Consider the following 22,242-nt stretch of genomic DNA (forward strand, 5'->3'; position numbering starts at 1 on the left):
GAACCTGATAAAGGCATGGATACGCATATCGGCTTCTGGTCTCTATGCAACTAAGGACGACATAGCGCGTCACATAATTGGTCTTGGAAGTTGCGGCCGGTAGATGCTTGACGTATTCCCATGTTTATTATTGAAAAGCATACGAAGTGCCCGTTCGGTGCATCAAGATAACCGGCAAGCGAACTTACGCCGGTCACCGTACCTGTTTTTGCGTGAACATTGCCCTCTGCATGAGTGCCACGCATACGTTTTTCTAATGTTCCATCAACGCCGGCAATGGGCATTGATGCGTAAAGATGGCTGAATATCTCCTTGTTATCGTAGGCATATTTCAGGAAAAGAACTTCTTCGTGTGGCGACACATAATTATATAATGACAATCCGCTGCCGTCTGCGACATAATAATTTTTAGGATTAAGTCCCACTTCTTTTATTATGTTATTAAAGTGAATTTTCGCTTTCTTGGCCGAACTGCCTAATTGATAGAACATTGCTTCGGCGTATGTATTGTCGCTGTTCTTCATCATTCTGTGCAGAATCCTGTCCATGTTGTTGGTGACTACGCATATCTGTTGTGCAGAAGAAGGAGTTTTTTGCTCCTCTGTATATCCGTTGATTACTACACCTTTTTGTCGCAATAGCGATGCGAAGCACGACATGAAATCATCTTTCTTGTTCAGCATAAGTGGTGTCAGAGTAGGGTTGTCATCATCCCAACACCAGCCTTCGCCCATTCTGTCACCATCTTTGAATTGCAAATCGGCGCAGATATTTCCGAGAATGGTATCAATTCCGGCCGTTCTTACCGCAGATACAAATCTTTCGAGGTCTTCGTTTCCGAACGCGGGATCGAATCCTCCGACACAGTATAGCGAGCCGTTTAGCGTTCCGTTATTAATTTCGCCAGTGTAGAGCAGTTGTGTTTTGAACTCATGATTACCTCCAAGACGTGCGAGCGCAGTCACTGCGGTAAGCATTTTTTGCGTACTCGCAGGCCTCATGGTCTGCTGTTCGTTATAAGCATAAAGCACCTTGTTGTCTGTGAGGTCGTAAATTTCCAGTCCTACGGTCGATGTCTTAAAGATTTTACTTTGCAGCAGTCCGTTAATTCTATCAATAATCTTGTCTTCCCAAGCCGCCTCATCATTGCTGCTGTCTTGCCAAGCGGTAATAATTGTATCGTTCTCATCATAATCTTGTGCCGCGATGTTTAGTGTCATCAGGCACAATATGCTGAATAGAAAAATCTTCTTAATACTCATCTTTCCCCCGTTTTTTCAGTATCTTTATTATTTCTTCTTCGTTTAGTGTGTTTATGGTAGTATGTTTCCTACCGTCATATTCTATCAATACATAGTGAGAGAAGAGTGTTTTTACCTTCTCTACACTATCTATCTTGCTTAATTTTATAGTTTTTTTTCTTCCAAATCGTCCTCTTACGATTGTCAGAGTGTTTTCGGTGATAACGTATGTAGTGTTAAGTAGTCTGTCAATTACTGCTATATCGAGTGCAATAAGCAGGCAACCAACCATTGTATTCGCCGGTGTCCGATTCCAGAAAAACAATAATGCCAATATGGCAAGCATTGCCGCACCGGCAACTTCTATATATGAAACTCTGTGTATGAAACTTCTTTTCATCGAAATTCGGTTGGCTCTACCATTATCAGTATGCCGACTCAAACTCGCGTAAGAAGCGTGTGTCGTTTTCAGAGAACAAGCGCAGGTCGCTCACCTGATATTTAAGGTTCGTGATGCGTTCCACTCCGAGTCCGAAAGCATAGCCGCTATATATGCTGCTATCTATTCCGCATTGTTCGAGAACATTCGGATCAACCATACCGCAACCTAATATTTCCACCCAACCGGTGTGTTTGCAGAATCCGCAACCGCCGCCACCACAGATGTGGCATGAGATGTCCATTTCTGCACTTGGCTCAGTGAATGGGAAATAACTCGGGCGAAGACGTATCTTGGTGTCCACTCCGAACATCTCACGTGCAAACGATAGCAATACTTGTTTGAGGTCGGTGAACGATACATTCTTGTCAATATATAGTCCTTCCACTTGGTGGAAAAAACAATGTGCACGTGCAGTTATTGCCTCGTTGCGATAGACACGTCCCGGACAAATCACTCGTATCGGTGGTTCTTGTGTCTCCATGACACGCGTTTGTACCGAAGATGTGTGTGAGCGCAGTATGATGTTTTTTGTAGCATCGTTCGGGTTTGTCTCCACGAAGAATGTGTCTTGCATGTCGCGTGCGGGATGGTCGGCAGCGAAATTCATTCTTGTGAACACGTGCATGTCGTCTTCCACCTCCGGGCCGTCTGCCAACACGAATCCCATTCGCGAGAAAATGTCTATAATCTCGTTTTCGACTATTGTCAGCGGGTGGCGTGTTCCCAATGGAATAGGATAAGCAGAGCGTGTCAGGTCTATGTCCGCAACGCTGTCATCACTTGTTCCAATATTTTCGCGCAACGCGTTGATTTTCTCTATTGCAGTCTGTTTCAGTTCGTTAATCTTCATTCCTATAGCCTTTTTTTCTTCGGCTGCAACATTACGGAAATCAGACATTAGGGCGTTAATCTCTCCTTTCTTACTGAGATATTTTAGTCTGAGAGTCTCTATCTCTTCAGCATTAGAGGCTTTCAGTGAGTTCACTTCTTTCAGAAGTTGTTCGATTTTGTCAAGTATCATTTCTATTAAATAATCTTTATGGGTGCAAAGTTAGTGCAAATCGAAGACAATAAAAAATAAATAAGTTGCTTTTTACTATTGCGTTACAAACAACCTGATGCTATCTGTTGCGGTGCGTTCACTAATCCATTGTCTCATTTTCTTCTGCTCTGCATCGTTCATTTGGATACCTTTTTTGAGTTCTACTATTGCAGCCACATATCTTTTCTGCGGCAAAGTATCAGTAGATACAGATACGGCCTTTGCCAAACTTATGCTTTTTATTGATGGATAGAGCACTTTTATCTCGCCTCTCATCTTATAACTCAACTCTTCATAGTGGCGATATTGCTGTAGTGAGTCACGCGTTTTTGTCTGTCTCGCAGTCTCTTCCATAAGCATCTGCTGATATTTTTCGCGCGTTTCATTATCTTTCGCCATTTTGTTTTCCAACAGTTGTAGGTTGGCAGATGCCGCTCCTTGTATGAGTTGAAGTTTATATTCTTCCATACCGTAAAACTCCAACAGTTTTCGCGCCTGTTGTTGTATGCTGTCCGGAACCTCTTTTCCCACAACTACCACTGTCAGTTGTTTGTTTTCTTTGTTTGCATTGTATGATATTACCTGAGAACCTTTCCATGAGAGTTCTTTATTAACAAAGCTCTTCACTCTGTTTTCAAACACCGTTTCTCCAACCATTTTGTATGTCATGAATGCAGCCGGAATCAATGTGGCAATCGTTACGATTAGAATCCTGTTGTGAATGTTTCGTGCTTTGTGACTGTCGAGTGACGCGATAGGACTGAATTTCAGGAATTTCACGCCGAGATAAGTCGCAATGCAAATGAATACCGAGTTGATATAGAAAAGGTAGAATGCTCCGATGAAGTAACTGAAGTTCAGTGTGGCTATGCCAAAACCTGCCGTGCATAGCGGTGGCATCAGTGCCGTAGCGATTGCAACGCCGGGTATTACGTTTCCCTTTCCTCCCGTAGCCTGTGCCACGATACCTGCCGCGCCACCGAAGAGTGCTATCAGTACGTCGTATAGAGTAGGAGAGGTGCGTGCGAGAAGTTCCGATTGAGCCTCGCTGAGTGGCGATATGGCGAAATATATTGTTGCTGTGAGCACGCTGATTCCTGTTGCCACGGCAAGGTTTTTGCCCGATCTCTTCAACAGAGCCATATCGTTTATGCCTATACCAAGTCCTAAACCGAGGATTGGTCCCATTAGTGGCGATATGAGCATGGCTCCGATTATTACTGCCGTTGAGTTTACATTCAGTCCCAGTGATGCGATGAAGATAGCAAATACAAGCACCCATAGATTTGCTCCTCTGAACGATACACCGGTTTCTATGCGCTCTATCGTTTCTTGCTCGTCGCTCTTGTCGGGCATCATGTTGAAGTACTTTTTCCCGAGTTCCTTTGTTTTGTTAAAGTCGAAGTTCATAATCCTGTCTTAGTTAAATTTCCTTGCAAAGGTAATACTTTTTTTTTTAAGAGAGTGCTTGTGACCGATTATAGATGTTTTTTTTTTGTTTTCGGTATGCAATATATGTCAAAGTATTCGTGCGTAAGATGTTTTTCATATTGTAAAATCGGCGGAATTACAAAACAAAATCGCCGATTTTACTTTTCAATTTCGGCGATTTTGGTCTGCAATTTAGCCGATTTTGCTTTGTAGTAGAGTATCAATGTGGTTGTGATATGGTTTGTTTGTTCTTCGATTTGCACTACTTTACGGACTATGTCTGTGAAGTTAGGCTGCATCTCAACAATAAAAATAAATAAATTTATTTTGTATTGTCTTCGATTTGCACTAACTTTGCAAACGAAAAAGAGTAATGTGAGTTACTTCTATTATTTTATTTAGAGAAAACTTATTTTAATAGAGAAATGAAAAAGGCATTTGTTATCGTGATTACGGCTTTGATATGCTCAATCATGACGATGCAGACAACGAGTTGTACGGAGGGAAAAAACAGGCAAGACAGTATCACGGCAGACTCTATGGGGCGTGATACTTCGGTTTTTGATTCGCTTGAAAAGATTATCGAAGAGACTCCGATGCCGAAAACCGCGGACGAACTATTCGATGATTTTGTGTTCAATTTTGCGGGCAACGGTAAGTTGCAGCGCACAAGGATTGTATTCCCCTTACAGATGATTACCGGTAATAAGACCACCATGATAGAGAGCAATCAATGGCGTACTGAACATTTCTTTATGACACAGGGCTTCTACACCTTGATTTGCGACAATCGCAAGCAGATGGCTTTGGGAAAAGATACATCGGTGAATCATGTTGTGGTGGAGAAAATAATGCTTGATAAGAAAGCCGTGAAGCAATATATATTCAATCGAAACAACGGTAAGTGGATGCTTACAAGTATTGTAAATCAAGGTATTGGCCAGAATCCGAATGCGTCGTTCCTAAACTTCTACAACAGGTTTGCCAATGACACTACATTCCAGATAGCAAGTTTGAATAACCCTGTTAAGTTTACCGGGCAAGATCCGGATGATGATTTCGCTACTATGACAGGAGAAATTGCTCCTGAGACTTGGCTCGCTTTTGCACCTACGGATATGCCGCGCGGAATTATATACAATATAATGTATGGCGAGAAGTCTGTGGCAAGCAATGAGAAGATTTTCTGTCTGCGTGGTATTGCTAACGGACAGGAGATGGAAATGACATTCAAGAAGATTGGAGGTAATTGGAAACTGACAAAACTTGTTCAGTAAGCGTGATGAAAGATTTAAAGGACTATAGTCTGCTAAAACACAATACTTTCGGCATTGATGTACGCTGCAGCCGTTTCTTGGAATTTGCTACGGTGGAGGAAGCGCAACAGGTGGCGCGTGAATTGCAGCGGGAGTCGGCTCAGTTCCTTATCATCGGTGGTGGCAGCAATCTGCTGTTGACACAGGATTTCGAAGGAACGGTGGTTCATTCTGAAATAAAAGGCATGTCGCATGATGGCAATGGCAGACTATGTTGCGGCTCAGGTGAGCAGTGGGACGATGTTGTGGCATACTGTGTTAGCAATAATTTGTATGGTGCTGAGAATCTTTCGCTTATACCGGGAGATGTCGGTGCAAGTGCGGTTCAGAATATCGGTGCATACGGAGCGGAAGTTAAGGACTTGATTGAAAGCATTGAAGCGGTGGAGATTGCAACTGCAAAGGTGGTGACCATCAATGTTGCCGATTGTCGATATGCCTATCGCATGAGTCGTTTCAAGGACGAATGGAAAAATAGTTATCTTATAACTGCCGTTACATACAAATTGAAAACCGGCAGGTTTGAGCCCAAAAAAGAATATGGGAACATTGATAGCGAACTGCAACGACAAGGTATCCACAATCCCACAGCAGAACAGTTGAGGCAGACTGTGATAGGCATTCGTCGTCAGAAATTGCCCGACCCAGATGTGGAAGGCAATGCCGGCAGTTTCTTTATGAACCCTGTTGTTGACAAAGAGAAGTATGAGAGTCTCGCTTCGCAATATCCGGGAATACCACATTACACGTTGTCTGACGGCAAGGAGAAGATACCCGCAGGTTGGATGATTGATCGATGCGGTTGGAAAGGTCGTTCACTTGGCAGAGCCGGTGTGCATGACAAGCAGGCATTGGTGCTTGTAAATCGTGGCGGAGCTACCGGAAGCGAGATAGTTGCGTTAAGTGATGCTATAAGAAAGGATGTTTTCGAGAAATTCGGAATAGAGATTTATCCGGAGGTGAATATATTGCCACAGCCCCAAAACACTTGAAAAAGGTTATTGTGGAATTTGCAACAAGTGGTGTGAAAAGGTAAAGACAGGTTATGAAAATTATTTTTCTCGGCACCGGAACATCGGTGGGAGTACCAACGATAGGCTGCAACTGTCGCGTTTGTAAAAGTGCAGACCAACACGATAAGCGGTTGCGTTGCTCGGCATTGGTGGAGACCGATGACACGAGAATACTCATAGACCCGGGGCCTGACTTTCGACAGCAGATGCTCTCGCAGCCTTTTCGTAAGATTGATGCCGTGTTGCTTACACACATACACTATGACCATGCAGGTGGTATTGACGATCTTCGTCCTTTCTGTCAGTTCGGTGAGGTGAATGTTTATGCCGACAATGCAACGGCAGGCGAACTGATGCACACCGTGCCATATTGCTTTTCCAAGAACCGTTACCCCGGAGCACCGAAGATAAACCTTATAAGTATCGAACGACATAAGATTATAAGTGTGAACAATATAAGCATTATGCCATTCGAAGTGATGCACGGAAATTTGCCAATAACGGCTTATCGTATTGGCGGACTGGTTTATATCACCGACATGAAAACCATAAAAGCAGAAGAGATAAGCCTACTGTGCGGTGTTGATACGCTTGTTGTCAACGCGCTTAGGTATTCCCCCGACCATCATGCTCATCAGAATGTTGATGATGCCGTGGCATTTGCCCGTAGGGTGGGGGCACGTCGTACTTATCTCATACATAGTTGTCACGATATAGGATTGCATGCCGAAGTGAACGAAAAACTCCCACCCGATGTGCAACTTGCATTCGACGGGCGGGAGGTTGAAATTGGTTGTTCAGAATAATTTACTTGTCTGTCTTCTTGAATTTGTTCAGAAAACCATAGTATTTGCGATAGATTTTCCAACCGAGCATTGCTCCATCAAAGATTCCAGCGCCAGTGTTCAGTATGTCGGCCATCTTCAATCCCTTTGTTGGTTGTTCGTGCTTGGTCGTCAAGTCTTTCCATAGCGTACCTATCTTGGCGTTGTCAGCCCTTATCCCTGTCAGCAACTGCTGCTTCCTCGCAGATATAGCCTTCAGTGTCTTATATTCAGAAGGCACTGCCGATATAGGAGTCATTGTCTTGTTTTCTTCCATATCTTTTGAGCATTTTTAAATGTCCGTTTTTGTTCCGTTTTCAAAAAGCATCTCGGCAAGGAACTTCACCAACGGTCGTTCGATGAGAGGCTTGCGGAACAAGTATAGGATTATTAGTACTGTCAGGTAGAACGCAGCCACTATGCAGAATGCCAAAGGGTAACCGACTAACGGTGCCATTGCACATGCTGCGGCAAAAGAGAGATAGATAAGCATAAGCAACATTACGAGTGCTGCCGCTGCTCCCATGACGAGTATTGTTATTAGGCGCACCGTTTTATCGATTACGTCTAACTTGACATACTCGGTTTGCAACCCGACATAGTGCCTCAGCACTTCCACGAGTTGGCCTATGGTTTCAATGTTTCTGTCGCTTGAGAACATAAATCGTTATTCCTCTGATGCTCCGGCAATCTCTAAGTCGTCTGCAAATTCCTCTATTTCCTTGCGGGTGAGTTTCAGTTTATGCTTTTCGCAGAAATCTTCGATAGTGCCGCTGAGTTTCTTACGTGTGTCTGTTCCTTTTTCAGGAGCCAAGAGCAAACCTATTGCTGCCCCGGCGATTGCGCCTCCGAGAAAAGCGCCAATGTATCCAACTGTCTTCATTTGTTCTTTCTTTAATTTGGGTTAAACATTTATTCCTTACTGAATTGCAAATATATAAATTCTTTATTTAATTTCCAAAAAAACGATGTTCTTTTTATTAAAAAGACTACTATTTGTGTCATTTAACAAACTTTATGCGCACTTTTTTGTAATGTTTGATTGTTTTTGTGTAATTTCGCAGCAGTTTTTATATGAACTACATTAGTAACATTCTAAATTATAAACAGCAAATGAAGATTATGAAGAAGTACATGGTAGTTTGCGCCGGATTGGCTTTTGCACTGGCGTTTACAAGTTGTAAGTCGTCTGAAAGCGCTTATCGTAAGATGTATGACGCTGCTAAGGCTAACGGAGACACAGGTATCAGTGCGCTGGCAGACGGAAATATGGGTGATGAAACAGTTGTTGTGGCTCCTGTTACGGAACGTCCAATCACCGAAACCACAGTTACTGACAATTACGACAATGTTTCGGTGCGCCAGGAGAATGTGCGTGTGGTGAACGGTAACGGCCTGAAGAGTTTCAGCGTTGTTGTTGGTTCATTTAGCATTGATGCCAATGCATACGGCTTGCAGCAGAAACTCAGAAACGCAGGTTACGATGCACAAGTGGCTTATAGCGAGGCACGGCACATGTATCGCGTTATTGTAGCAACGTTCGACAATAAGGCTGATGCTGCACGCAGCCGCAACGATTTCCGCTCTCAGTATCCGGATGCATGGTTGCTCTCACCGGAGATTAGGTAATCGTGTTATATAAGGCGTGGCGAGGATTATTTCTATCGACTACGGCAAGCGACGAACAGGTATAGCAGTCACTGACCCATTGCAGATTATTGCCAATGGGTTGGCGACTGTTTCTACGTCACAACTATATCGTTTTCTTGTCGATTACATGTCTAAAGAGCAGGTAGAGCGCATCGTTATAGGCAAACCGATGCAGCCGAACGGTAAGCCGAGTGAGAATCTTGCGCGTGTGCAGCAGTTTGTGGCACAGTGGAAGAAAACACACCCCGATGTGCCCATTGATTATGTGGATGAACGTTTCACGTCAGTCCTTGCACATAGAGCCATGATAGATGGTGGTTTGCACAAGAAAGCAAGGCAGGACAAGGCTCTCGTTGACGAGATTTCGGCAACCATAATACTTCAAAGTTATATGGAGGGAAGGAGAAATTCAAGATAATCTAATTTTAAAAATATAATCATTACATCGTGATATTACCAATATATATTTATGGTCAGCCGGTGCTGAGAAAGGTTAGTGAGGATATACCTAAGGACTTTCCCGAACTGCCCGAACTGGTAGAGAACATGTTCGAGACACTTGCTTCGAGCGAGGGTATCGGTCTTGCGGCACCACAGATAGGGCGTGACATACGCGTGGTTATCATAGACCTCGACCTGCTTTCTGACGATATGCCGGAATATAAAGGCTTCAAAAAGGCTTTTATCAATCCGCATATTCTGGAATATGATGACAGTGAAACCGAAACAATGGAAGAAGGATGTCTCTCAGTGCCCGGAATACATGAGAAAGTTAAGCGACCTACGAGGATACGTGTGCGCTGGGAAGACATCGACCGCAACGAACATGACGAATGGGTAGATGGCTATCTCGCACGTGTTATGCAGCACGAGTTCGACCATCTCGACGGAAAGATGTTCATTGACCGCATAGCACCGCTCCGCAAAACTATGATAAAGAACAAATTAAAGTCGATGTTACAGGGCAAATACCGTTGCGGATACCGCACGAAACCTGTTAGAAAATAGAACACCATGCGCAGATTCCTCCTCTGCTTGTCAATGCTTGTTCCCTTGTTTGCAATGGCACAGTTCAACATTGACAGACTGATAATGATAGGGCGCAGTGCGCTCTATTATGAGGATTATGTGCTTTCTATACAGTATTTCAATCAAGCCGTAACCGCGAAGCCTTTCCTTTATGAACCTTGGTTCTTCCGTGGGGTGGCGAAATTTTATCTTGACGACTATGTAGGAGCAGAAAACGACTGCTCGGAGGCTATAAAACGTAATCCATACGTAACCGGAATGTACGAACTACGTGGCCTATGTCGTATTCGTCAGAAGAAATTCGATGATGCCATAAGCGACTATGACATGTCGATAAAATATGACCCGACAAGTCGCGGACTATGGTATAACCGCGTTCTTTGCAGAATAGAAAACAAGGATTTCGACCGTGCCAACACCGAACTCGATTCAATGATGGTAAGGTGGAGTGATTATTCAAAGGCCTATTCGCTGAAAGCAGAGGTTTGCTTGATGCAGAAAGACACGATATGCGGTGCGCAATACCTTGACAAGAGTCTTGAAATAGACCCTTACGATGGTGAGACCTGGACAGTCAGAGCAATGATAAGCCTTTCGAGAAAACAATGGCGTGATGCCGACGAGCAACTTGGAAAGGCCATTCATCTGAAACCTAATGCCGTGGGTAACTACGTTAATCGTGCCCTCGCGCGATACAATATAAATAATCTGCGTGGGGCGATGGATGATTATGACAAGGCAATAGAGATTGATCCTAACAACTTCATGGCTCACTATAATCGTGGACAACTGCGCGTTCAGGTTGGAGACTACAACCGTGCGATAACCGATTTCGATTTCATAATACAACATGAGCCGCAGAATTTCATGGCGATATTCAACCGTGCTCTGCTACTTGACCGCACAGGAAACCTGCGAGGAGCAATACGTGACTATACGTCCGTTATCAATCAATTCCCAAATTTCTGGACAGGACTGCATCATCGCGCGCAGTGTTATCGCCGCCTTGGCATGACGGCATTAGCCGAACAGGATGAGTTCCGCATTTTTAAGGCTCAGAACAATAAACATTTCGGCATTCAGCAACGGTGGAGCAAGTCAAAAACTCGCGAAGTGAGGAAACGAAGCGAGATTGATATGGATAAGTATAACCAAATGGTGGTTGCCGATGAGTCAACGGTGGAGCACGAGTATGACAGCGAATACAGAGGAAAGGTGCAGAACCGGAAGACCGGAGAGGAACTGATGCCGATGTTTGCTCTTGCTTTCGGTCAGACAGCAAACGGTATTCGTTCGTACACAGTGTTTGATGTGGAACTTGAGAAACTGAATTCTCTGAAACATACAGAAGAGAATCTGTATCTCGTTTGCAACAGAAACCCTCTCTCCGAAGAAGAAAGCAACCGTTATTTCGCTCTTATAGACAAACTTAGTGGCGAGATTGCCGCAGCCAAAGATATTTATTTAATAAGCCCTTTGCTTATGAAACGTGCCGCGGCATATCTGCAAATGCAGAATTTTGACGATGCCATAAACGACCTTTCTACTTATATCTCAAGCGACAGCACATCAGCAATGGCGTTCTGGCAGCGTGCCGTATGCCAATCCATGATGAATGATTTTAATGCTTCGCAGGGCATTGATATTCAACTGAAGGCCGCCCGGACGCTCGATGACTTCAATCACGCGGTTAGCCTAAATCCTTCCAGTGCATTCTTGTTGTATGATCGCGCAAATTTCCATGTTGCACGAAAGGATTTTGCGCATGCCATCGAGGATTACACCAACGCAATCAGTATAGATCCTAATCTCGCCGAGGCTTATTACAACCGCGGCATGACACTCCTGAAGAGCGGAGACCGGAAGGCGGGGATAGCCGACCTCAGCAAGGCAGGGGAACTCGGCCTGTTCGACGCATACAGCGTGATACGCAGGTTTAGCGAGAAGTGATGCCGCGCCCGTGCCTGCCGACAAGAGGACGCGCATCGGTGCGGAATCTAATGGACAAATAGAGATAAATAAAAGTTTTGCGCACTTCTTTTACGCTATTCCTTGCATTTCTCGTAAAAATGACTTAAATTTGCAAGCGAACAACCATACAAGTGAACAACCGCTAACCCCCAACAGTATGAAAACAACAGCGAGACACCACACTTCAATATGCCATACGGCAAGCCATTGCACAGCCATTCGAATCAATACCTCGGAATTAACCGACATGAGCCGAATGTGTTCTCCGACTGCTCATGCTTGGCCGCCATATACGGCAACGACAAGCGTATAGGCAAACACAAGAAGATGTAAAAACAAAATCAACCCAAACGCCCACAGCCCCGACACGGCGTTCCTCACAAAAAGAGGTTTAAGGGAGGCACAATAAACTATGAGAGCAAAACATTTCTTTGCGAACGCGGCAAGCAAGGCACTTGCCCTCGCAGCAACAGTGATGATGATGAGCGCGGCGTTCACCTCGTGCTCGAAAGACAGTGACGACGACAATGGCGGCCTGCCCGAACCCAAGGCGCAGACCGTGACCATCGACGGCGCGGAGAAACCCATCCTCAAGGCCGAATACCAAGACAGGGCCGACGGCAACTACCAGTTCAGGCTCTACCTCTCGGCCGACGGTAAAGAAAAGGTGAAGATCGACCTGAACAAGAACCTGCACATGACCGGCAGCCCCATCAATCTTACCAAAAGGGAAGAGAAACACGACGGAAAGTACTATTGGTGGGTATCTTACTATAAGCCTAACGGCAACAGACTCATCTCTGCTTTTAGCCGGCCCGAAGAACTCTACAATTCGGGCGAGAAAATCGACCCCGTCTTCACCACCGGCACGCTCACCATGAGCGGCTCGCCCGACGGGACCATTAACATCGTGCTCAAAAACGGGCGCGTAAATGGCGAAGACAATAAGGAGCACACCCTCACCATTAACTACAGTGGATCGATGACGAAGGTGAAATAATCCCTGCGCCCGCTACGCATCTACGAGAGGAATGTTCGTAAGGGTAAGCCCTGAAAGGGGCATCAGACCACAGACAGGTGGTGAAGCCCGTAAGGGCGAAACCCCTGCACAATGGGAACGCCCCAATCAAATGGCGCCCTGACCGGGCGACGGAATACAGGCAGGCGGTGAAGCCCGCAATGGCGAAACTCCTGCACAATGGGAACGCCCCAATCAAATGGCGCCCTGACCGGGCGACGGAATACAGGCAGGTGGTGGCGCCCGCAAGTGCGAAACCCCTGTACAATGGGAACGCCCCAATCAAATGGCGCCCTGAAAGGGGCGACAGACCACAGGCAGGGGTGCAACCCCTGACAAGGGGCGACGGAACGTATCCGTATCCTCTCAATCGAATAACATCAATAAAACTCAAGCCCTATGGCAACGACATTGGTAAAAATCGACATTCATCTCATCTTCCACGTCAAGAGCACGAGCGTGAAAGTGCGCGAGGAAGACCTCCCCCGTCTCTTCGCCTACATCGGCGGAACCATCCGCAGTTTGGGCGCAACGGCCATCGAGGTGGGCGGCATGCCCGACCACGTGCACATCCTCACCACATTGCCCAAGACGGTGGCGGCGGCCGATTTCGTGCGCGCCGTCAAGGCCGAAAGCAGCAAGTGGTTGAAGACGGTTGCCCCGCATTACAACTCGTTCGCGTGGCAGGCGGGTTACGGCGCGTTCTCCGTCAGTGCGTCGCTGCTCGACACCGTTGAGCGTTACATTCGTCGGCAGGCGGAGCATCATCGTCGGCGTTCGTTTCGTGAGGAGTATAAGATGTTTCTCGAAGCCTACGGCATTGCGTATGATGAACGGTATGCGTTTGAGGATTGAGCGCAGGGGATGGCAGAGCGCGGGGAAATGGAGAGTGCATGTGGCGGGTGAAACGTGGCGGGCGGCTGATGGTGTCCGTCACCCCTTCGGTCAGGGGTTGCGCTATCGCTCCACCGCCTGCCTGTGGTCTTGCCACCCCTACGGGGTTTCCCGGTGCGGGCGCATTTGAATAAACGATGAAACATCAATTAAAAATATAAAAACATCAATCAAAACGATGAGACATCAATCAAAACGATGAGACATCAATCAAAACGATGAAACATCAATTTAAAAGAACATGAAACAAAACAATTTCTTTGCGAACGCGGCAAACAAGGCTCTTGCCCTCGCAGCAGCAGTGATGATGAGCGCGGCGTTCACCTCGTGCTCGAAAGACAGCGACGACGACAATGGCAGTCTGCCCACACCCAAGGCGCAGACCGTGACCATCGACGGCGTGGAGAAACCCATCCTCAAGGCCGAATATGAAGACAATACCTACGGCAACTACGACCTCTACTTCTACCTCTCTGCCGACCGTAAGAAAAATGTGCTAATTCAACTGAACAAAGACCTGCACATGACCGGCAAACCCATCAACTTGACCAAAAAGGAAGAGAGTCACGAGGGAAAGTGGTATTGGGCGGTAGATTACAAAATTAAAGACGATGTCTATTTAATTGAAACTTTAGGCAAGCCCGGCACTGACGACCCCGTATTCTCTACCGGCACCCTCACCGTGAGCGGCTTGCCCACGGCCATCATCAATATCAAACTCGAAAACGGACGCGTAAAAGGTAGCGACGGCAAGAAGCACACCCTCACCTTGAGTTACAAAGGCAAGATGAATAAGAAGTAATAACCCCAATTAATAACCAATAATTTAAATCAAAACAATGAGTAAAAAACTATTTTTCACAAGCGCAGCGAAAGCTGCTTTCGCCCTTGCAGCAGCAGTGATGATGAGCGCAGCATTTACCTCGTGCTCGAAAGACAGTGACGATGACAATGGCAGTCTGCCCACACCCAAGGCGCAGACCGTGACCCTCGACGGCGTGGAGAAACCCATACTCAAGGCCGAATATGAAGACAAGGCCGACGGCGACTACATCCTCTATCTTTACCTCTCTACCAATCATAAAGAAAAGGTGAATTTTGAACTGAACAAAGACCTGCACATTACCGGCAAACCCATCAACTTGACCAAAAAGGAAAAGAAGCACGACGGAAAGTGGTATTGGGCGGTATTATACTATAAGCCCGATAACACCAAGTTCATCAGAACTTTCGGCAATCCCGATGCCCCCGAGATCCCCGTCTTCACCACCGGCACCCTCACTATGAGCGGCTTGCCCACGGCCATCATCAATATCAAACTCGAAAACGGACGCGTAAAGGGTAGCGACGACAAGGAACACACCTTCACCTTGAGCTACAACGGCACGATGACGAAGAACTAATAACCACAATCAATAATTAATAATTAAAATCAAAACAATGAGTAAAAAACTATTTTTCACAAGCGCAGCGAAAGCTGCTTTCGCCCTTGCAGCAGCAGTGATGATGAGCGCGGCGTTCACCTCGTGCTCGAAAGACAGTGACAACGACGATGATGCGAAGAAGTTCACCAACACCGTAACCTTCGGCGGCATGGAAAAGCCCATCGTCAAGGCTGAATACGTTGATAAAAAAAAACGGCAACTACAACCTCTTCTTCTACCTCGTGGAAGAAGGTAGTGTGGAAAGGGTGAAAATTCAACTGAACAAAGGCCTGCACATGACCGGCAACCCCATCAACCTGAAGGAAAAGGAAGAGAAGCACAGCGGGGTTTATTGGGAGGTAACTTACTATACCCCCGACGGCGAAACATTCTTCCAAACTTTTGCCGGGCCCAGCAGCCCTTTACCCGTCTTCAAAGATGGTACGCTCACCGTTAATGGCGACCCTGTAAGCGGTATCAAGATTAAGTTGGAAAACGGGCTCGTGGTAGGAAAAGACGACAATGAGCACACTTTCACCATGAGCTACAGCGGTAAGATGACGGATAAGAATAAGAAGAAATAATCCCTGCCCCTGCGCGCCCCGAAACAAGGAAACCAAAGGGGCGCGGGGCGGCGGGCAGTCGTCCGTACACCACGAGTGGGATGTAATGATACCACACGAGTGGCCTGTAATGATACCCCACTCGTGGTGTGCAAAAGGCGCAATTACAGAACAAAAGTCATAAACCAATTAAAAGTAAACAGCAATGATAGAATTTGAAGTAAAATCAAGGAAACTAAACATCGGCAACCGCCGTGGACAGACGGTATATTACGCTTCGCCCAAGTCGAAACAGCACCTGACGAACAAGATGGTGGTGGACCGCATCGTGCGCGAAACCTCGCTCTCGGCGGGCGACGTGGCCAACGCACTGATTTCGCTCGGCGCAATCGTTCGCGACGCGCTGCTCTTGGGTCAAAGCGTCGATCTTGCCGACCTCGGTTCGTTCCGTGTGCTTGTCCCCTCCAAGATGGAGGACAGGGAGGTTGACGTTAGCGTGGATTCGCTCAATAAGCCCAAAATCATCTTCACGCCAAAGGCGCAGATGCGCGAAGCCGCCAAGGCGGTGGAACTCAGAGTGGACAACGAAAAGCGCAAGAAGAAGCCATAACGCGGCGACGGCGGCCTGAGTCTGCCGGATTGAGCATTTTCCGGCAACGACAAGTAGCGTTCCTACGAAACGAATTCTAACAATCATCAGTCTCCGCAAACGCAGCAACTCCTTTTCCTGCCGTTTGCGGAGATTTGGGTTTAACCCAACGCCCGAGCCCTCTATAAGGCGTTCCCGCCCGACTACACGTCGGCGGGACAGCAGGAGGGCATCAAACAACTATGAAAAAGAGACTGACTTTACTAATGCTTCTGCCTGTCATGGTGGCGACAATGATGCTTGCCCTGCCGCAGAACGCGCAGGCACAGAGAAAGGAAGCCTACGTGGTGAAAAGCACCGACGAGACGACCCTCACTTTCTACTACGATGCGAAGAAGGCAAAGCGTAGGGGCACCGTGTGGAGCATCAACAGAATGAGAACAGAAGAAATGGGAAAGTTCCCGATTTGGGCAGGGAGTTATTTGCTCGAGGACTTCTCGATAAGCAAGGTGGTATTCGACGCATCGTTCAAGTATTTCCGCCCGAAAGACACATCTTTCTGGTTCATGAACATGAGAGAATTAAGGCAGATCATCGGGATAGAGAACCTCAACACTTCTCAAGTAACCAATATGGTTAGCATGTTTGCCGACTGCACGGAACTTACCCGGATAGACCTGACTCACTTCGACACACGCAACGTAACCTGCATGTCGGAGATGTTCGGCGGCTGCTCGTCTCTTAAAGGGTTAGACGTATCTCGGTTCGACACAAGGAAAGTAACACGAATGGGTGGCATGTTCGGCGGCTGCTCGTCTCTGACCGAGTTAGACGTAAGCAAGTTCGACACAAGGAACGTAACCGACATGCGCTGCATGTTCGGCGGCTGCTCGTCTCTGACCAAGTTAGACGTAAGCAGGTTCGACACCGGTAACGTAACCGACATGGGCAGCATGTTCGACGGTTGCTCCGGTCTGACCGAGTTAGACGTAAGCAGGTTCGACACCGGTAACGTAACCGACATGCGCTGCATGTTCAACGAGTGCTCCGGTCTGACCAAGTTAGACGTAACGCGCTTCGACACAAGCAACGTAACCGACATGGGCTGGATGTTCGCCGAGTGTTCGGCGCTGACCGAACTCTGCATGACCAACTTCGACACAAGTAACGTAACCGACATGCGCTGCATGTTCAACAAGTGCTCGGCACTGAAAGAACTCGACTTGAGGAGTTTCGACACAAGGAACGTAACCTTAATCAATAACATGTTCTCCAACTGCTCATCCCTGACCGCCATCTACAGCAACGACGAGCGTATAGGTAATACTCCCTGAAGAAGGATAATCGTACCTGCTAAGCAATATCAAAAATAAATGCCGTTTATTTTGTAGTGTCTTTAATTTGCACTAACTTTGCAGACGATAAACAAACATATATTGTAGATATGATAAAGATTACTTTTCCGGACGGCTCGATACGCGAGTATGAAAGCGGAGTTACCGGACTTCAGATTGCCGAAAGCATTTCGCCGGCTTTGGCACGCAGCGTTGTAAGTTGCGGAGTGAACGGCGAGACAGTGGAACTGAACAGACCTATTGAGAAGGACGCGGAAATTGCCCTTTACAAGTTCGACGACGAGGAAGGCAAACACACCTTCTGGCACACCAGTGCACACCTTCTGGCCGAGGCTTTGCAAGAACTCTATCCCGGCATACAGTTCGGTTTCGGACCGGCCATAGAGAACGGTTTCTTCTATGACGTGATGACTCCCGAGGGGGTATCGATTTCGGAGAACGACTTCCCGAAAATAGAGGCAAAGATGCAGGAATTGGCACGCAAGGACGAGAAAGTGGTGCGCCGTGATGTATCGAAGGCCGATGCTCTGAAAGAGTTCAAGGCCGACGGACAAGAGTATAAGTGCGAACATATAGACCTTGACCTCGAGGACGGCACAATATCGACATATACCCAAGGCTCTTTTACCGACCTGTGTCGCGGCCCTCACCTCATGTCCACAGGCGACATTAAAGCCATAAAGATAACAAGCGTGGCCGGCGCATTCTGGCGAGGCGATGCCAAACGCGAACAGATGACGCGTATCTACGGCATAACGTTCCCGAAGAAAAAGATGCTCGACGAATATCTCGTAATGCTCGAAGAGGCAAAGAAACGCGATCATCGCAAGATTGGTAAGGAGATGGAACTCTTCATGTTCTCCGACCGTGTGGGCAAGGGATTGCCGATATGGCTGCCAAAGGGAACCGACCTGCGCCTGCGACTTCAGGAAATGCTTCGCAAGATACAGAAGAATTACGGCTATCAGGAGATAATCACTCCGCATATCGGGTCTAAGAACCTGTATGTCACGAGTGGTCACTATGCACACTACGGCAAGGACTCTTTCCGACCGATTCTTACTCCGGAGGAGGACGAGGAATATATGCTGAAACCGATGAACTGCCCTCATCACTGTGAGGTGTTCGCATGGAAACCGCGCTCATATAAAGACCTTCCGCTGCGCATAGCAGAGTTCGGAACAGTATATCGATATGAAAAGAGCGGGGAGTTGCACGGACTGACACGCGTTCGCTCGTTCACACAGGACGATGCCCACATCTTCTGTCGTCCCGACCAGATAAAGACGGAGTTCATGCGCGTGATGGACATCATCAAGACCGTATTCTCTACTTTCAACTTCGACAACTACGAAGCGCAGATTTCGCTGCGCGACCCCAAGGACACAGAGAAATACATCGGCTCCGACGAAGTGTGGGAAGAGGCCGAACAGGCTATTATCGATGCTTGCAAGGAGAAGGGATTGAACGCCAAGATAGAGTATGGAGAGGCTGCTTTCTATGGCCCGAAACTCGACTTCATGGTGAAAGACGCCATCGGCCGTCGCTGGCAGTTGGGTACGATACAGGTTGATTACAACCTCCCGATGCGCTTCAAACTGGAATATACCGCCGAAGACAACTCGAAACAAACACCGGTGATGATTCACCGTGCGCCGTTCGGTTCGATGGAGCGTTTCACCGCCGTGCTGATTGAGCACACGGCAGGCAAGTTCCCACTATGGCTTACCCCCGAACAGGTTGCAATACTGCCCATCTCGGAGAAGTTCGTGGAATATGCAAACCGCGTGAAGCGCTATTTCGACAGTGTCGGCGTACGCTCAACGGTTGATGAGCGCAACGAGAAAATCGGTCGTAAGATTCGCGACAACGAGTTGAAGCGAATACCTTATATGCTCATCGTGGGCGAGAAAGAAGAAGCCGAAGGACTCGTCAGCGTGCGCAAGCAGGGACAGGGCGACCAAGGTCAGTTGAAGATGGAAGACTTTGCCGCACAGATAAACAGCGAGGTGGCAGAGATGCTAAAAGCAACTAACGTTGGCCCCGAAGACTGATGAAATGACACGATGATAACTCGTCGATTACCTATGGATACCGCAACGACACCGCTCGTTGCGGTATCTTTTTGTGAAAATAAATCGTTCACGCAAAAATACCTTAATAAAACTTTTGTCCTTTGCCACTTTTTTCCTAAATTTGCATCACCATACCACAATTCGCAGTGAAATTATGGAATGGAAATCTTGAGTTAACAAACTTATATGAAAAATACAACTTTATGATTAACAAGCAATTATTAGAACCGGAAAGCATCGTAGTAATCGGTGGTTCCAACAATTGCCATAAGCCGGGCGGTGCCGTTGTGCGCAACCTTCTTAGTGGCGGGTATAAGGGAACATTGCGCATCGTCAACCCGAAAGAAGACGAGGTGCAGGGCATTAAAGCCTTCCATGATGTCGAAGAATTACCGCAGACCGACCTTGCCATTCTTGTGGTGGCAGCGAAATTCTGTCCGGAGTATGTGGAATTTCTCGCCAAAGAGAAGCAAACGCGCGCATTCATCATCATTTCGGCAGGCTTCGGAGAAGAGACCAAAGAAGGAGCCGTGCTCGAACAGCAGGTGCTCGATACTTGTGAGCGTTATGGTTGCGCCCTCATCGGGCCTAACTGCATCGGGCTGCTCACACGCTGGCATCACTCGGTGTTCACCAAGCCGATACCCAACCTCAACCCGAAGGGCGTTGACTTCATCTCCGGTTCCGGTGCAACCGCGGTGTTTATCCTTGAGAGTGCGGTGACAAAAGGACTGCCGTTCAACTCGGTATGGTCGGTAGGAAATGGCCGACAGATAGGCATTGAGAGCGTATTGGAATATATGGACGAGCACTTCGACCCGGAAAAAGACTCGATGGTGAAACTGCTTTATGTAGAGAATATATCCGAACCTGATAAACTTCTGAAACATGCAACATCGCTTATACGCAAGGGATGCCGCATTGCTGCTATCAAAGCAGGTTCGTCAGAGAGTGGAAGCCGTGCCGCGTCAAGTCATACCGGAGCCATTGCTTCGAGCGACTCTGCCGTTGAGGCACTGTTCCGTAAGGCCGGCATCGTGCGCTGTTTCTCTCGCGACGAACTGACAACCGTAGGCTGTATCTTCACGCTTCCGCGCTTCACGGGCAAGAATGTCGCCATCGTTACCCATGCCGGAGGTCCCGGTGTGATGCTTACAGATGCCCTTTCAAAGGGAGGAATGAACGTTCCGCCAATATCCGGAAAGGATGCCGACGAACTGAAAGAACAACTCTTCCCGGGCTCTTCGGTGGCAAACCCGATAGATATTCTCGCTACCGGAACTCCCGAACATCTCGGTATAGCAATCGACTATTGCGAGAAGAAGTTCGACAATATAGATGCCATAATGGTTATTTTCGGCACACCGGGTCTGGTTCAGTTGTACGAGGCATACGATGTGTTGCACAAGAAGATGCTCGAATGCAAGAAGCCGATATTCCCGATACTCCCAAGTGTCGTTACTGCCGGCCCGGAAGTGAGCGAGTTCTTGCAGCACGGACACGTCAATTTCTCTGACGAGGTGGTGCTTGCCACTGCTCTTGCGCAGATTATGAAGACTCCGGCACCAGCCGACCAGACGATAATTACCGACGGTGTTGATGTGTCTCGCATACGTCGTATAATAGACGGAATTGGGGAAAGCGGTTACATCGCGCCGAAACTTGTCAACGAATTGCTTGAGAGTGCAGGCATACCGACCGTGCCCGAATTTGTCAGCAGCAAGAAGGAAGAAGTCGTGGCATTTGCCGAGAAGTGCGGTTATCCGGTGGTGGTAAAGGTTGTAGGACCTGTGCATAAGAGTGATGTTGGTGGCGTAGTGCTGAATGTTGGTACGTCAGAACATCTTGCCCGAGAGTTCGATCGCATGATGCAGATTACCGATGCCACGGCAGTTATGGTGCAGAAGATGATAAAAGGTACCGAACTCTTCATCGGAGCGAAGTACGAACCACGCTTCGGCCATGTGGTGTTGTGCGGTCTCGGCGGCATATTCGTTGAGGTTCTGAAAGATGTTTCGAGCGGTCTTGCTCCATTGTCTTATGCCGAGGCGGAGAATATGATTAGTTCGTTGCGAGGATATAAGATAATAAAAGGTACGCGCGGACAGAAAGGACTCAATGAGAAGAAATACGCAGAGATTATCGTCCGTTTGTCAACCCTCCTCCGTCATGCCACGGAAATAAAGGAAATGGACATCAATCCGTTGCTTGCAGACGAAAACGATGTCATTGCCGTGGATGCCCGAATACTTGTGGAGAAATAATCTATCACAGACCATTCGGTAATATACTTAAAACCAATTTGGGCGAATTTGCAAACCAAATTCGCCCAAATTACTTTTCAATTTCGCCTGTTTTGCTCCGC

25 protein-coding genes are annotated in these 22,242 nt (G+C 47.3%); 18 read left to right on the forward strand and 7 right to left on the reverse strand.

Annotated features, from left to right (window positions below; all coding sequences use genetic code 11):
- Positions 1 to 50: 50 nt before the first annotated feature.
- The 4 genes from dacB to EHV08_RS00360 all read right to left on the reverse strand — a co-directional run bounded on the left by dacB (position 51) and on the right by EHV08_RS00360 (position 4,135).
- Positions 51 to 1,262 (reverse strand): D-alanyl-D-alanine carboxypeptidase/D-alanyl-D-alanine endopeptidase, encoded by a 1,212-nt coding sequence (gene dacB, locus EHV08_RS00345; RefSeq protein WP_126677472.1) that lies wholly within the window; start codon positions 1,260 to 1,262, stop codon positions 51 to 53.
- A complete protein-coding gene (locus EHV08_RS00350; protein ID WP_126677473.1) occupies positions 1,252 to 1,641 on the reverse strand; it encodes a PH domain-containing protein in 390 nt (129 codons plus the stop codon). The genes dacB and EHV08_RS00350 overlap by 11 nt, the downstream gene beginning before the upstream one ends.
- Before the next feature lie 25 nt (positions 1,642 to 1,666).
- Entirely contained in the window at positions 1,667 to 2,704 is a 1,038-nt protein-coding gene (gene pheS / locus EHV08_RS00355) for a phenylalanine--tRNA ligase subunit alpha (protein ID WP_126677474.1), read from the reverse strand.
- A 75-nt stretch (positions 2,705 to 2,779) separates the two neighbouring features.
- Positions 2,780 to 4,135: a DUF389 domain-containing protein gene (locus tag EHV08_RS00360; RefSeq protein WP_126677475.1), complete on the reverse strand. Its 1,356-nt coding sequence runs from the start codon at positions 4,133 to 4,135 to the stop codon at positions 2,780 to 2,782.
- A 446-nt stretch (positions 4,136 to 4,581) separates the two neighbouring features.
- Between EHV08_RS00360 and EHV08_RS00365 the strand changes: the two genes are divergently transcribed.
- From EHV08_RS00365 to EHV08_RS00375, 3 genes are read left to right on the forward strand one after another with little or no spacing between them, the layout of a single operon-like run.
- Complete coding sequence (locus tag EHV08_RS00365; RefSeq protein WP_126677476.1) at positions 4,582 to 5,433, forward strand: DUF4348 domain-containing protein; 852 nt, start codon at positions 4,582 to 4,584, stop codon at positions 5,431 to 5,433.
- Between the two features lie 5 nt (positions 5,434 to 5,438).
- Entirely contained in the window at positions 5,439 to 6,464 is a 1,026-nt protein-coding gene (gene murB / locus EHV08_RS00370) for a UDP-N-acetylmuramate dehydrogenase (RefSeq protein ID WP_126677477.1), read from the forward strand.
- Between the two features lie 53 nt (positions 6,465 to 6,517).
- Complete coding sequence (locus tag EHV08_RS00375; protein WP_126677478.1) at positions 6,518 to 7,291, forward strand: MBL fold metallo-hydrolase; 774 nt, start codon at positions 6,518 to 6,520, stop codon at positions 7,289 to 7,291.
- A gap of 1 nt (position 7,292) precedes the next feature.
- Here EHV08_RS00375 and EHV08_RS00380 read toward each other — a convergent pair whose 3' ends face one another.
- Genes EHV08_RS00380 through EHV08_RS00390 form a run of 3 tightly spaced genes read right to left on the reverse strand, consistent with a single transcriptional unit; the run spans position 7,293 to position 8,192 of the window.
- Positions 7,293 to 7,586, reverse strand: a complete 294-nt coding sequence (locus tag EHV08_RS00380) for a hypothetical protein (RefSeq protein WP_126677479.1) — start codon at positions 7,584 to 7,586, stop codon at positions 7,293 to 7,295.
- 15 nt (positions 7,587 to 7,601) lie between these two features.
- Entirely contained in the window at positions 7,602 to 7,970 is a 369-nt protein-coding gene (locus tag EHV08_RS00385; RefSeq protein ID WP_126677480.1) for a phage holin family protein, read from the reverse strand.
- 6 nt (positions 7,971 to 7,976) lie between these two features.
- Positions 7,977 to 8,192: a YtxH domain-containing protein gene (locus EHV08_RS00390; RefSeq protein ID WP_126677481.1), complete on the reverse strand. Its 216-nt coding sequence runs from the start codon at positions 8,190 to 8,192 to the stop codon at positions 7,977 to 7,979.
- Positions 8,193 to 8,431: 239 nt separating this feature from the next.
- Here EHV08_RS00390 and EHV08_RS00395 point away from each other — a divergent pair, with 239 nt between their 5' ends.
- The 15 genes from EHV08_RS00395 (at position 8,432) to EHV08_RS00455 (ending at position 22,141) form a co-directional block, all read left to right on the forward strand.
- Entirely contained in the window at positions 8,432 to 8,938 is a 507-nt protein-coding gene (locus EHV08_RS00395; protein WP_126677482.1) for an SPOR domain-containing protein, read from the forward strand.
- A gap of 16 nt (positions 8,939 to 8,954) precedes the next feature.
- Positions 8,955 to 9,377, forward strand: coding sequence for a Holliday junction resolvase RuvX (gene ruvX / locus EHV08_RS00400; protein WP_126677483.1), 423 nt, complete (start codon positions 8,955 to 8,957; stop codon positions 9,375 to 9,377).
- Between the two features lie 29 nt (positions 9,378 to 9,406).
- A complete protein-coding gene (gene def / locus EHV08_RS00405) occupies positions 9,407 to 9,967 on the forward strand; it encodes a peptide deformylase (protein WP_126677484.1) in 561 nt (186 codons plus the stop codon).
- A gap of 6 nt (positions 9,968 to 9,973) precedes the next feature.
- Complete coding sequence (locus EHV08_RS00410) at positions 9,974 to 11,938, forward strand: tetratricopeptide repeat protein (protein WP_126677485.1); 1,965 nt, start codon at positions 9,974 to 9,976, stop codon at positions 11,936 to 11,938.
- 210 nt (positions 11,939 to 12,148) lie between these two features.
- Positions 12,149 to 12,292, forward strand: a complete 144-nt coding sequence (locus EHV08_RS11370) for a hypothetical protein (RefSeq protein WP_158676024.1) — start codon at positions 12,149 to 12,151, stop codon at positions 12,290 to 12,292.
- Between the two features lie 79 nt (positions 12,293 to 12,371).
- On the forward strand, positions 12,372 to 12,959 hold the full coding sequence (locus EHV08_RS00415) for a hypothetical protein (RefSeq protein WP_126677486.1): 588 nt from the start codon (positions 12,372 to 12,374) through the stop codon (positions 12,957 to 12,959).
- Between the two features lie 417 nt (positions 12,960 to 13,376).
- Positions 13,377 to 13,832, forward strand: coding sequence for a transposase (locus tag EHV08_RS00420; protein WP_126677487.1), 456 nt, complete (start codon positions 13,377 to 13,379; stop codon positions 13,830 to 13,832).
- A 280-nt stretch (positions 13,833 to 14,112) separates the two neighbouring features.
- On the forward strand, positions 14,113 to 14,673 hold the full coding sequence (locus EHV08_RS00425; protein WP_126677488.1) for a hypothetical protein: 561 nt from the start codon (positions 14,113 to 14,115) through the stop codon (positions 14,671 to 14,673).
- A 37-nt stretch (positions 14,674 to 14,710) separates the two neighbouring features.
- Positions 14,711 to 15,274, forward strand: a complete 564-nt coding sequence (locus EHV08_RS00430) for a hypothetical protein (RefSeq protein WP_126677489.1) — start codon at positions 14,711 to 14,713, stop codon at positions 15,272 to 15,274.
- Positions 15,275 to 15,311: 37 nt separating this feature from the next.
- The gene (locus EHV08_RS11570; protein WP_238987977.1) at positions 15,312 to 15,551 is read left to right on the forward strand and encodes a hypothetical protein; all 240 of its coding nucleotides are present in this window, start codon (positions 15,312 to 15,314) and stop codon (positions 15,549 to 15,551) included.
- On the forward strand, positions 15,496 to 15,879 hold the full coding sequence (locus tag EHV08_RS00435; protein ID WP_238987978.1) for a hypothetical protein: 384 nt from the start codon (positions 15,496 to 15,498) through the stop codon (positions 15,877 to 15,879). Before EHV08_RS11570 ends, EHV08_RS00435 begins: the two co-directional genes overlap by 56 nt.
- 184 nt (positions 15,880 to 16,063) lie before the next feature.
- Positions 16,064 to 16,468 (forward strand): HU family DNA-binding protein, encoded by a 405-nt coding sequence (locus EHV08_RS00440; protein WP_126677490.1) that lies wholly within the window; start codon positions 16,064 to 16,066, stop codon positions 16,466 to 16,468.
- Positions 16,469 to 16,689: 221 nt separating this feature from the next.
- Complete coding sequence (locus EHV08_RS00445) at positions 16,690 to 17,781, forward strand: BspA family leucine-rich repeat surface protein (protein WP_126677491.1); 1,092 nt, start codon at positions 16,690 to 16,692, stop codon at positions 17,779 to 17,781.
- Positions 17,782 to 17,891: 110 nt separating this feature from the next.
- The gene (gene thrS, locus EHV08_RS00450) at positions 17,892 to 19,856 is read left to right on the forward strand and encodes a threonine--tRNA ligase (RefSeq protein ID WP_126677492.1); all 1,965 of its coding nucleotides are present in this window, start codon (positions 17,892 to 17,894) and stop codon (positions 19,854 to 19,856) included.
- A gap of 224 nt (positions 19,857 to 20,080) precedes the next feature.
- Positions 20,081 to 22,141, forward strand: a complete 2,061-nt coding sequence (locus EHV08_RS00455) for an acetate--CoA ligase family protein (protein WP_126677493.1) — start codon at positions 20,081 to 20,083, stop codon at positions 22,139 to 22,141.
- Positions 22,142 to 22,242: the final 101 nt, after the last annotated feature.

This window comes from Prevotella koreensis, assembly GCF_003977605.1.
Lineage (GTDB): Bacteria > Bacteroidota > Bacteroidia > Bacteroidales > Bacteroidaceae > Prevotella > Prevotella koreensis.

Excerpts from the sequence above, each read along its gene's own strand:
- EHV08_RS00455 (WP_126677493.1), top strand. The coding sequence starts at position 20,081 with ATGATTAACAAGCAATTATTAGAACCGGAAAGCATCGTAGTAATCGGT.
- EHV08_RS00350 (WP_126677473.1), bottom strand. The coding sequence starts at position 1,641 with ATGAAAAGAAGTTTCATACACAGAGTTTCATATATAGAAGTTGCCGGT.
- pheS (WP_126677474.1), bottom strand. The coding sequence starts at position 2,704 with ATGATACTTGACAAAATCGAACAACTTCTGAAAGAAGTGAACTCACTG.
- EHV08_RS11570 (WP_238987977.1), top strand. The coding sequence starts at position 15,312 with ATGAGTAAAAAACTATTTTTCACAAGCGCAGCGAAAGCTGCTTTCGCC.
- EHV08_RS00430 (WP_126677489.1), top strand. The coding sequence starts at position 14,711 with ATGAGTAAAAAACTATTTTTCACAAGCGCAGCGAAAGCTGCTTTCGCC.
- EHV08_RS00380 (WP_126677479.1), bottom strand. The coding sequence starts at position 7,586 with ATGGAAGAAAACAAGACAATGACTCCTATATCGGCAGTGCCTTCTGAA.
- EHV08_RS00420 (WP_126677487.1), top strand. The coding sequence starts at position 13,377 with ATGGCAACGACATTGGTAAAAATCGACATTCATCTCATCTTCCACGTC.
- murB (WP_126677477.1), top strand. The coding sequence starts at position 5,439 with ATGAAAGATTTAAAGGACTATAGTCTGCTAAAACACAATACTTTCGGC.
- EHV08_RS00375 (WP_126677478.1), top strand. The coding sequence starts at position 6,518 with ATGAAAATTATTTTTCTCGGCACCGGAACATCGGTGGGAGTACCAACG.
- EHV08_RS00415 (WP_126677486.1), top strand. The coding sequence starts at position 12,372 with ATGAGAGCAAAACATTTCTTTGCGAACGCGGCAAGCAAGGCACTTGCC.
- dacB (WP_126677472.1), bottom strand. The coding sequence starts at position 1,262 with ATGAGTATTAAGAAGATTTTTCTATTCAGCATATTGTGCCTGATGACA.
- thrS (WP_126677492.1), top strand. The coding sequence starts at position 17,892 with ATGATAAAGATTACTTTTCCGGACGGCTCGATACGCGAGTATGAAAGC.
- EHV08_RS00425 (WP_126677488.1), top strand. The coding sequence starts at position 14,113 with ATGAAACAAAACAATTTCTTTGCGAACGCGGCAAACAAGGCTCTTGCC.
- EHV08_RS00365 (WP_126677476.1), top strand. The coding sequence starts at position 4,582 with ATGAAAAAGGCATTTGTTATCGTGATTACGGCTTTGATATGCTCAATC.
- EHV08_RS00445 (WP_126677491.1), top strand. The coding sequence starts at position 16,690 with ATGAAAAAGAGACTGACTTTACTAATGCTTCTGCCTGTCATGGTGGCG.
- EHV08_RS00395 (WP_126677482.1), top strand. The coding sequence starts at position 8,432 with ATGAAGAAGTACATGGTAGTTTGCGCCGGATTGGCTTTTGCACTGGCG.
- EHV08_RS00410 (WP_126677485.1), top strand. The coding sequence starts at position 9,974 with ATGCGCAGATTCCTCCTCTGCTTGTCAATGCTTGTTCCCTTGTTTGCA.
- EHV08_RS00390 (WP_126677481.1), bottom strand. The coding sequence starts at position 8,192 with ATGAAGACAGTTGGATACATTGGCGCTTTTCTCGGAGGCGCAATCGCC.
- EHV08_RS11370 (WP_158676024.1), top strand. The coding sequence starts at position 12,149 with ATGCCATACGGCAAGCCATTGCACAGCCATTCGAATCAATACCTCGGA.
- EHV08_RS00385 (WP_126677480.1), bottom strand. The coding sequence starts at position 7,970 with ATGTTCTCAAGCGACAGAAACATTGAAACCATAGGCCAACTCGTGGAA.
- EHV08_RS00360 (WP_126677475.1), bottom strand. The coding sequence starts at position 4,135 with ATGAACTTCGACTTTAACAAAACAAAGGAACTCGGGAAAAAGTACTTC.
- EHV08_RS00440 (WP_126677490.1), top strand. The coding sequence starts at position 16,064 with ATGATAGAATTTGAAGTAAAATCAAGGAAACTAAACATCGGCAACCGC.